Source organism: Paenibacillus sp. Aloe-11 (assembly GCF_000245715.1).
Taxonomy (GTDB): Bacteria; Bacillota; Bacilli; order Paenibacillales; family Paenibacillaceae; genus Paenibacillus; species Paenibacillus kribbensis.
Genome location: NZ_JH601039.1, coordinates 1 through 9,631 on the forward strand (window position 1 = coordinate 1; position 9,631 = coordinate 9,631).

Below are 9,631 nucleotides of genomic sequence, written 5' to 3' on the forward strand. Positions count from 1 at the left end.
ACCAATACTAATCGGTCGAGGGCTTATCCTAAAGATAAGACGCAATGAAGTTTCGGATCCAGTTTTCAGGGTGTAACACCTTGAATTAGGCTTAATATTCAGTATAATATGTAGAATAACTAGCTTGATTATCGCTAAGTGCGTCTATTTATTTGGAGAGATACCCAAGTGGCTATAAGGGGACCCTCTGCTAAGGGGTTAGACTGCGAAAGTGGTGCGAGGGTTCGAATCCCTCTCTCTCCGCCATTTAGGACAAGCTTGCGAAATATTATGTTATGGCGGTGTAGCTCAGCTGGCTAGAGCGTACGGTTCATACCCGTGAGGTCGGGGGTTCGATCCCCTCCGCCGCTACCATACATACCCAGGAGGCTTAGCTCAGCTGGGAGAGCATCTGCCTTACAAGCAGAGGGTCGGGGGTTCGATCCCCTCAGCCTCCACCACCGTGCCGGTGTAGCTCAATTGGTAGAGCAACTGACTTGTAATCAGTAGGTTGGGGGTTCAAGTCCTCTCGCCGGCACCATTTATGAAAAATATAGGGAACTGTGGTGTAGAGGCCTAACATGCCTGCCTGTCACGCAGGAGATCGCGGGTTCGAATCCCGTCAGTTCCGCCATTTTTCAATATCATAGTTTAACCGTACTAAAGTGGGAAGGGGAATCCCTCCGCACTTTATTTTTTGTTAGTGGGTATGGCTCGGTAGCTCAGTCGGTAGAGCAGAGGACTGAAAATCCTCGTGTCGGCGGTTCGATTCCGTCCCGAGCCACCTTAATATGGAGGATTAGCGAAGTGGCCAAACGCATCAGACTGTAAATCTGCTCCCTTACGGGTTCGGTGGTTCGAATCCATCATCCTCCACCAGTTTTATGAGCCATTAGCTCAGTTGGTAGAGCACCTGACTTTTAATCAGGGTGTCGAAGGTTCGAGTCCTTCATGGCTCATCGAAAGTCATCAACTTAGGTTGATGGCTTTTTTTGTGCTGTTTAAGTTATGTTTTTAATCACTTTTTTATTTTACGGTATCGACGGGTTATAATGGGTTCATTATGTTCGCTTTGTGCATATTCAAAAAAAGTGAAGTGGTGATCGTGTGACTCTGAATACGGAATGGATTCAGCAACAGCTTCAGAATATTATTCAAGCGCCTTTTACCATAGTGTCCTGGTGTTCGGAAATGACGGCAGAAGGTCAATCAGCAGATTCAGTTATGCCGAATAGATCGTTTATACGTGATAACAAGTTATATTTCCCGTTTCGCGCATCGGTGGGTGAGCTGGCTGCCTTTATGGTAGAGGCCAGACACTTGACCGATCGGGAACGACAGTTGGTAGAAGCGCTGTTGGGGAACATGGAGCAGATGTGGCAGAATGGGGCGCAATTGTCGATGAATCCGATGTATAGCGAGGAAGAGCAGATGAATCGTTTTGGACAATGGCTTATACAGCAGGCTGCCAATCTGCACAATGAAGAAGAGGTTCCCGAAGAGTTGCAGCTTCACGATTCACTATCGGCGTGTATGGTTCCGATTTTACTGAATGGCGAGGGAACACAGGAGGGTGGGATTGCCTTCCCGCAGCTGCATCGATTGTTGGCCAGTTATTTTGGTGGAGAGGTGCTGCTTGTTCCACTCGATAAGCAATCTTGGTTGATTATGGCTAAAAAAGAGCTTCTGTTAGGAGCAGACGACGAACGGGATAAAGATGCTGAAACCAGGGATGCGGATTTTACGGAATCGCTGGAGGAGGTCCTTACGGCTTTTAGTTTGGGCTTATACGAGCTTATTGCGAATGAGTGGGTGGGTGTATTCCATTTGGCGGTATCCAAGCCGTTAATTCCTGCACGAAATCTACCCAAAGAGCTGAATATGTTATGGGAGACGATCCACCTTGGGAAAATTTTTCATGTAACAGAGCACATCCACTTTTCATGGGAGCTTCATTTGGAAAGGCTGTTAAATCGCATTCCCAAGGAGCAACGGATACTATTTTTGGAGCAGCTAATGAAATCGTCTGTCATATTGAAAGACCCAGAAACGGCAGGTACATTGGATATCTTTTTTCAACTGGACTGTAATGTAAGTGAGACAGCTAAGCGCCTGTATGTACACCGAAATACGCTAATTTACCGTCTGGACAAAATTAAACAGGAGACGGGATTGGATGTTCGGACGTTTAATGATGCAGTTCTGGTGAAGCTTTATCTACTATTGTATAAAGTGACAAAAAGGAAATAGCATTTTTGTGCAGTTTGCGAATAGCCATGCTTTGGGGACTAGGGTAAGATACAAGTAGAAAATGTATTCGATTTCAAAACTTGACCTTGGGGAGGCAAAAGCTATGGCTGGCGTACGTTTAGAGCATATTTTCAAAAAATATCCGGGTGCAGATAAAGCTACGGTTGTTGATGTCAATTTGGACATTCAAGATAAAGAATTTCTCGTATTGGTTGGTCCTTCCGGCTGTGGGAAATCTACTACACTTCGTATGATCGCTGGTCTGGAGGAAATCTCGGACGGTAAATTGTACATTGGAGATCGTGTTGTGAACGACGTGGCTCCAAAGGATCGCGATATCGCGATGGTATTCCAGTCTTATGCCTTGTATCCGCATATGAACGTGTACCAAAACATGGCTTTTGGTCTGAAGCTTCGCAAGGTGAAGAAAGAAGAAATTGATAAACGTGTACGTGAAGCAGCTAAAATCCTTGATATTGAGCATCTGCTCGATCGCAAGCCGAAAGCGCTGTCGGGTGGTCAGCGTCAGCGTGTTGCCTTGGGACGTGCGATTGTACGTGATCCGCAAGTCTTCCTGATGGATGAGCCACTGTCCAACCTGGATGCCAAGCTGCGTGGTCAGATGCGTGCGGAAATCACGAAGCTGGCTAAGCGTTTGGAAACGACTGTAATCTACGTAACACATGATCAGGTCGAAGCAATGACCATGGGTGATCGGATCGTAGTCATGAAGGATGGTATTATCCAACAAGCTGCATCCCCGGATGAACTGTACAACCGTCCAGTGAATTTGTTCGTGGCTGGTTTTATCGGCTCTCCTACAATGAACTTTATCTCAGGTAAGCTGGTTGAAAAAGAAGGAGCGTTGCATTTCACAGCACCAGGTCTGGAGCTGTTCGTGCCTGAAGGTAAAGGTCAGATTTTAAAAGCGAAGGGTTATATCGGCAAAGAAGTGATCTTGGGTATCCGTCCTGAGGATATTCATGAAGAGCCTGTATTCCTGGAGGCTTCTCCGAATACGATCTTTACATCCACGGTGGACGTAACGGAAAATCTTGGTCACGAAATGCTGTTGTACCTGAGTGGTGCCGGAAATGATACGATTATTGCTCGTGTAGACGGACGTTCCAATACTCGTGATGGTGTCAAAGCGAAGTTGGCTGTCGATATGAACAAGGTTCATATTTTCGATAAAGAATCGGAATTGAGCATTTTGGTTGGTGAATAAGATCAGCCTGTAAAGAGAGTCGCCGTTTTCCCGACCGGGAAAACGGCGGCTCTTTTTGTATATGTCCTACAGCTACCAGCTTCGGCATTGCATTCGTTAGAAAATTCCGATACGATGGGTACAATGGTACAGGTCTGGGTTCAGGCAAGCTTTGTAGCAGGGTTATATGTGAGATTATTCAAACGGTCGGAACCAGAGGCAGCCTGAAATCATATGTTTGAATACAGCGAGGCTTGGGCTGGTACAGGATGGACTGGCGTGAGGCTGTATAGTTAATAGGTAAAGCTACATAAATCAAATAACGTATAGAATCCGGTTTTGCAGATGAAGGGGAGAATACGATGGCTAAAAAGGTAAAGGTATCCGAGCTTGTACAGCAGTTTCAAATGGAGGTTATTTCCGGTGAAAAGGGTCTGCGCAGACTCATCACAGTCGACGATTTGAATCGTCCGGGTTTGGAGATGGCCGGGTATTTTGAATACCATACACAAGAGCGGGTGCAGCTTTTGGGGAGGTCTGAGTTGGCTTTTCTGGGTATGCTGCCTCCTGAGGAGAGACGGGATCGGATGGAGCGTCTGTGTACAGAGCTGACTCCATGTATCATTATCACTCGTGCTTTGGAAGTACCTGATGAGTTAGTGAAGGCGAGTGCTGAGCGAGATGTACCTGTACTGCGAACCAATATGGCGACGACGATTTTATCAAGCCGCATTACGGGTTTTCTGGAAAGAAAGCTGGCTCCTACAGCGACCATTCATGGTGTATTGTGTGATGTGTATGGCGTAGGTATGCTTATCACAGGCAGCAGCGGGATTGGTAAAAGTGAAACGGCGCTGGAACTGGTTAAGCGTGGACACCGCTTGGTAGCGGATGATGCGGTAGAAATTCGGCAAACGTCTGATTTTCAGCTGCATGGCACGGCACCTGAGTTGATTCGTCACCTGCTGGAAATTCGGGGCGTGGGTATCATTAATGTGATGACGCTGTTTGGTGCAGGTGCTGTTCGTAATAACAAGCGGATTACATTGGTCGTCCGTCTGGAGGCATGGCAACAAGACAAGCAGTATGACCGTCTAGGCCTGGATGAAGAAACGACACGTATTATTGATACAGATGTTCCGCTCGTTACGATTCCAGTTCGTCCGGGCCGAAATTTGGCTGTTATTATCGAGGTGGCAGCGATGAACTATCGTTTGAAACAAATGGGCGTTAACGCAGCCCTGCAATTTACGAATAAGCTGACCGCTACGATCTCCGAAGATATGGAAGATATGGATTAAGGGCCGGTGTTTGCAAGGAAGAAAAAGGAGTGAGCGAAACATATGTCAACGGCAACATTATTGCTGAATCCGATTGCTTTTTCCATCGGGGCAATTAAGGTCCACTGGTATGGGCTAATTTTGGGGCTGGCGGCGCTTGTGGGTTTATATCTGGCCATCCGTGAAGGAAAAAGATTCGGTATTCCACAGGATTTTTTTATGGATATGCTGCTGCTAGGCGTCCCATCGGCTATTATTGGAGCGCGTATTTATTATGTGGCCTTCAAGTGGGAAGACTACAGAGATAATCTATGGGATGTTTTCAAAATTTGGAATGGCGGTATTGCGATCTATGGCGCGTTGATCGGCGCGATCATATGTGCAGTCATTTATTTCCGCTATAAAGGGTATAACTTCTGGCGTATCGCTGATATTTGTGCGCCGGGGCTGCTAATTGGTCAAGCAATTGGACGTTGGGGTAACTTTGTCAATCAGGAAGCCTACGGTGGACCGACGGAAGAAACCTTTTTGCGGAATCAACTGCATTTACCGGATTTCATTGTGAATCAGATGAATGTTAACGGAGTATTCCACCACCCTACGTTCCTGTATGAATCGCTGTGGAGTATCGTAGGCGTGATTTTGCTGCTTGTGATTCGCCGGATGAAGTTTGTACGTGCGGGCGAAATGTTTGCATTTTATTTTATTTGGTACTCTATCGGTCGCTTTTTCATCGAGCGGGTGCGGACAGACAGCTTGGCTTTTCAGGGGCCGGACTGGATGGCTTCTTTTCTGAATGCTCTGTGGTCCCCTATGGTGTGGCTAGGGTTTGAGCCAGGGTACTTGGACCCGAATTACGGCAACGTACGGATTTCACAGCTGCTTGCTATTTTCATCATTGTAGCTGCAGTAATTTTCATCCTGGTTCGTCGTCGGAAGGGTTCATCCGTTGCGAGATATAGCGACCCGATTGTCTCCAGCAAGACGGGGATTGATCAGGTACCTGACGTGACGCCAGAGCAAGCATCCCGCCCAGGACAAGATACGGTTCCTCCAACTGTTACAGCGGATAAGCATCCTAAGGAAGAAACGGACGAGGACAAGAAGGAGCATCTATGATAAACACGATTTTGTTTGATTTGGATGGCACCATCATGGATACGAATGAACTGATTATCAGCACGTTTTTGCACATTTTGAATCATCCGGATGCTGATCCGCTAACTCGGGAGCATATTATTCCCCATATGGGTGGAACGCTGGAAGATCAGCTCCGTACTTTTTCGGGATTAACGGATGTCTCTGAGCTAGTTAAAGGCTACCGTGCTTATAATCAGGTTCACCATGACCGAATGGTGGAGCCATTTCCTCATGTAATTGAGGTTATTCAGGAGCTTCGTGCGCAAGGAATTAAGCTAGGGGTCGTGACAACCAAAATACGACCATCCACGATGCGCGTACTTGATCTGTTCAATCTGACCTCCTCGATGGACTATATTGTGACGGTAGACGATGTGGAGCATCCGAAGCCGCATGCAGAGCCAGTGCTTAAAGCATTAGCTGGCTTGAACGCTGAAGCGGAGCATACGTTGATGGTCGGAGACAGTTCCTTTGATATTTTGTCAGCCCAGGCGGCAGGTGTGAAATCTGCGGGTGTTGCCTGGTCGCTCAAGGGCGAGGAAACGCTGCGTGGATATGGACCAGATTACATGCTGCATGATATGCGCGACTTGCTGAAGCTGGAGCTTCAAGGTGTCAATGTATCGTGAGGAAGGTAAAACGCTATCCCGTAGAAGGTCCTAACGCGTTGTGGCAGATTTATCGGACGGTGAGCCCTTGGAAAGGCGTTAAAAATTTTATTTTTATACAGCTTGCCCGATATTGTCCTGTGCTTTCTCTGAAAAACGTCATTTACCGCAAAATGCTGGGTATGAAGGTGGGGCAACATTCGGCCTTCGGACTGATGGTCATGGTAGATGTTTTTTTTCCAGAGCATATTACGATAGGAAACAATTCAGTTATCGGATATAACACGACCATACTGGCCCATGAATACCTAATACAGGAGTATCGTATCGGTAAAGTGGTGATTGGGGATCATGTGTTGATCGGTGCAAACACGACCATTTTGCCAGGTGTCACCATCGGTGACGGAGCGATCGTAGCTGCCGGAGCGGTGGTGCATAAAGATGTGCCTGCTGGAGCGTTTGTAGGTGGTAATCCATTGCGTGATTTGAGACGCTCCGGTGTAGGCGAATAATAAATAGCACAGCAAGAAGGTCTCTTATAGATTAAGGGGCCTTTTTGCGTTGTTTTTCTGTATAATAAGTAGGGTAATGGATGTTGGTTATGTTTAAAAATAGAAAATAAGTATATTTACAAGGCGATATGGGAGCGTGTTGATTTGGTCAAAAAGGAACGTATACCGGAGCTTGATATTTATCGGGGAATATTGATTGCAGCCGTTGTTACTATTCATGCGACTTCAATGGCTTTGATTGATGCGCGTCATTCTCTATTATTTTATCCTTTTTTATTTTTAAATGTGTTTAGCAGTTTTGCAGTGCCGGTGTTTATTTTTGTGAGCGGGTTTGTATTATTTTACAATTATGTGGATAGGCCGCTTCGAGGTAAGAGTATGCTTGTGTTTTTTCGGAAAAGACTGATGTTTATTGTGTTACCCTATGTTTTGTTTTCACTTCTCTACTATTTGACCTTGGTGACACGCGGACTGATGCCGCTCAGTGATCTTCCGCTGGTGCTGTTAACAGGAAAGGCATATACGCATTTGTATTATGTTATTATCATTATCCAATTTTATTTGGTCTTCCCGCTGTTGCTGTGGGGAGTGCAGCGTTTAAGGCAATGGATATGGAGCCCACGGAGAGCCGCCTTTGTTATTTTGGCAGCGGGGTTGGTCATTCAGTGGGGGTTTGTATTACTGAACAAATACGTTTGGGGAGTGGAAAGAGGAAGTCTTGCGATTACATATATCAGTTATTTTGCTCTGGGTGCTGCTGTAGCGATTGGATATGAAGGGTTTAAAAAGTGGCTTTTTCCGTTGCCTGGGACATCAATTGGTCGCAGACAGCTGGTCAGCTGGTGTGCCTTGTGGGCGGTTTGGCTATTCGTGGGTATAGCTTATGTGCAGATATGGTTTGTAGCATATCGCAAAGCTATCTATGCAGACTCGCTGGTCTATGAACTGCTCCGCAATGCACATGCCCTCGTATCTGCGCTAGTGCTGTTTCAGTTTTCTGTTTTCTTCTATCGTCATGCGAATGCTAGGCTGCGAGCGTGGATCAGTTGGATGGGGGCATGTTCTTTCGGTATTTATTTACTTCACCCGGCATTATTGCGAGTGTATCGCAAGCTGGACCTGCATGGAACGCCGATAGAATACATTTTCTCCATTGCTGGCGGATGGTTATTGGCACTGTTTGGCTCCTGGTTGATTGTTACATTATGTTTTCGATATCTACCGTTTTCCTGGGTCGGATTGGGCACGATTCCGAAACTGCCTTCCCAGACTAAAGGCGAGCAGGTGAGTGGCTAAATAATTTTTAGATGGACTGTTGGCTGAGAAGCTGGCAGTTTTTTTTGATTCTAGCAAGAAAAATTTCCGCTACGCGTGGTCTTGCTTCCATGAAGTACGTCATTAGATGATTTTCTTATAGGATTTATGAATTCGGCAGTGGATACAATACAGAGAGGGGCAGCGCATTGACGAGAACTCTAAAAATGGGCGGCTCCATTCTGTTGACGTTGACAAGCAGGGCGTGATAATATATCGAATATACTTTAGTTTGTTAGCACTTTACCATGATAAAGATATTGTGAAATCATGAGGTGATAGAGATGTCTAAGCCAAAAGGGTTTGAAATTCCTATAGGGGTTCGGGATTATCTACCACGTGCGGTGTCGAAGCTGCGGGCGATTGAATGGAATGTGCTCGAATGCATGGAGCGTTGGGGCTACCGTCAGATTATGACGCCTACGATGGAATATTACGATACGGTGGGGGTGGCCAGTTCCACCTCGGATCAGAAGCTGTTTAAGCTGCTCAATAACCGGGGGACCACGCTGGTGCTGCGGTCTGATATGACTGCGCCAATTGCGCGGGTGGTATCGTCGCTGCTGAAGGAAGAGGAAGTGCCGCTTCGGCTTTCCTATCACGCCAATGTATTTCGGGCGATTGAGGAAGAGGTGGGAAGAGAAGCCGAGTTCTTTCAGACGGGTGTGGAGCTGGTAGGCGATGACTCGCCGGAGGCTGATGCGGAAGTTGTAGCATTGGCGATTGCATCGTTGCAGGCAGCAGGAGTTGCCTCTTTTAAAATTGCCATGGGACATGTGGGATTCCTGAACGGCTTGTTCGAGGAAATCATTCCAGGTCGCCAGGCTGAGCAGGAGGCGCTAAAGGAGCTGCTGCTGGGCCGTGATGTAGTGGGCTACCGAACAGCGATTGAGGCTTTGGGCTTGGCTGCTGAACATCGGGATAAGCTGGAGGCTATTCTTCGGCTGCGCGGTGGAAAAGAAATCTGCGAACAGGCTACCCGTCTTAGCGTGGAGCAGCAAACGCTCCAATCTATTGCACATTTGTGCGAGGTATGGGAAGTGCTGGAGGCTTATGGCGTATCTGAGCATGTGTTAATTGACCTTACCATGATCGGAGATTTTTCATATTATACAGGAATGACTTTTGAGGGCTACGCGGCGGAAATTGGATTCCCCGTCTGCAACGGAGGTCGCTATGACAATCTGCTCCAGCAGTTTGGTCGGTCCGTGCCTGCGACGGGATTTGCGCTCAAGACGAATCGAATCGTCGACGGTGTGGACGGTATTGAGATTGAGACGAAGCGTCCCATACTTATCCTTTATGACGAGCAGGGGCGTCAAGAGGCGTTATCGGCTGGGG

The 9,631-nt window shown here is 47.0% G+C and carries 8 protein-coding genes and 8 tRNA genes; all 16 read left to right on the forward strand.

From position 1 onward, the window contains the following. Window positions 1-154: 154 nt before the first annotated feature. Window positions 155-246: transfer RNA gene (locus tag WG8_RS00665), tRNA-Ser, on the forward strand. A gap of 31 nt (window positions 247-277) precedes the next feature. Beyond that, window positions 278-354: transfer RNA gene (locus WG8_RS00670), tRNA-Met, on the forward strand. A gap of 10 nt (window positions 355-364) precedes the next feature. Beyond that, window positions 365-440: transfer RNA gene (locus tag WG8_RS00675), tRNA-Val, on the forward strand. A gap of 4 nt (window positions 441-444) precedes the next feature. After that, window positions 445-520: transfer RNA gene (locus WG8_RS00680), tRNA-Thr, on the forward strand. 16 nt (window positions 521-536) lie between these two features. Continuing rightward, window positions 537-613: transfer RNA gene (locus tag WG8_RS00685), tRNA-Asp, on the forward strand. Between the two features lie 77 nt (window positions 614-690). Beyond that, window positions 691-763: transfer RNA gene (locus WG8_RS00690), tRNA-Phe, on the forward strand. Between the two features lie 9 nt (window positions 764-772). After that, window positions 773-858: transfer RNA gene (locus WG8_RS00695), tRNA-Tyr, on the forward strand. Between the two features lie 7 nt (window positions 859-865). Then, window positions 866-938, forward strand: a tRNA-Lys gene (locus WG8_RS00700). Window positions 939-1,086: 148 nt separating this feature from the next. After that, the gene (locus WG8_RS00705) at window positions 1,087-2,229 is read left to right on the forward strand and encodes a PucR family transcriptional regulator (protein ID WP_007428125.1); all 1,143 of its coding nucleotides are present in this window, start codon (window positions 1,087-1,089) and stop codon (window positions 2,227-2,229) included. 103 nt (window positions 2,230-2,332) lie between these two features. Then, window positions 2,333-3,457: an ABC transporter ATP-binding protein gene (locus WG8_RS00710; RefSeq protein WP_007428126.1), complete on the forward strand. Its 1,125-nt coding sequence runs from the start codon at window positions 2,333-2,335 to the stop codon at window positions 3,455-3,457. 341 nt (window positions 3,458-3,798) lie between these two features. Then, window positions 3,799-4,737: an HPr(Ser) kinase/phosphatase gene (gene hprK, locus WG8_RS00715; protein WP_007428127.1), complete on the forward strand. Its 939-nt coding sequence runs from the start codon at window positions 3,799-3,801 to the stop codon at window positions 4,735-4,737. Window positions 4,738-4,779: 42 nt separating this feature from the next. After that, window positions 4,780-5,835 (forward strand): prolipoprotein diacylglyceryl transferase, encoded by a 1,056-nt coding sequence (gene lgt, locus WG8_RS00720; protein ID WP_007428128.1) that lies wholly within the window; start codon window positions 4,780-4,782, stop codon window positions 5,833-5,835. Further along, window positions 5,832-6,485, forward strand: a complete 654-nt coding sequence (ppaX, locus tag WG8_RS00725) for a pyrophosphatase PpaX (RefSeq protein WP_007428129.1) — start codon at window positions 5,832-5,834, stop codon at window positions 6,483-6,485. Before lgt ends, ppaX begins: the two co-directional genes overlap by 4 nt. Further along, entirely contained in the window at window positions 6,482-6,976 is a 495-nt protein-coding gene (locus WG8_RS00730) for an acyltransferase (RefSeq protein WP_007428130.1), read from the forward strand. The genes ppaX and WG8_RS00730 overlap by 4 nt, the downstream gene beginning before the upstream one ends. A 144-nt stretch (window positions 6,977-7,120) precedes the next feature. Beyond that, window positions 7,121-8,272 (forward strand): acyltransferase, encoded by a 1,152-nt coding sequence (locus tag WG8_RS00735; RefSeq protein WP_007428131.1) that lies wholly within the window; start codon window positions 7,121-7,123, stop codon window positions 8,270-8,272. Window positions 8,273-8,574: 302 nt separating this feature from the next. After that, window positions 8,575-9,631 (forward strand): ATP phosphoribosyltransferase regulatory subunit (locus tag WG8_RS00740; protein ID WP_007428132.1); only part of this gene is annotated, 1,057 nt, incomplete at its 3' end.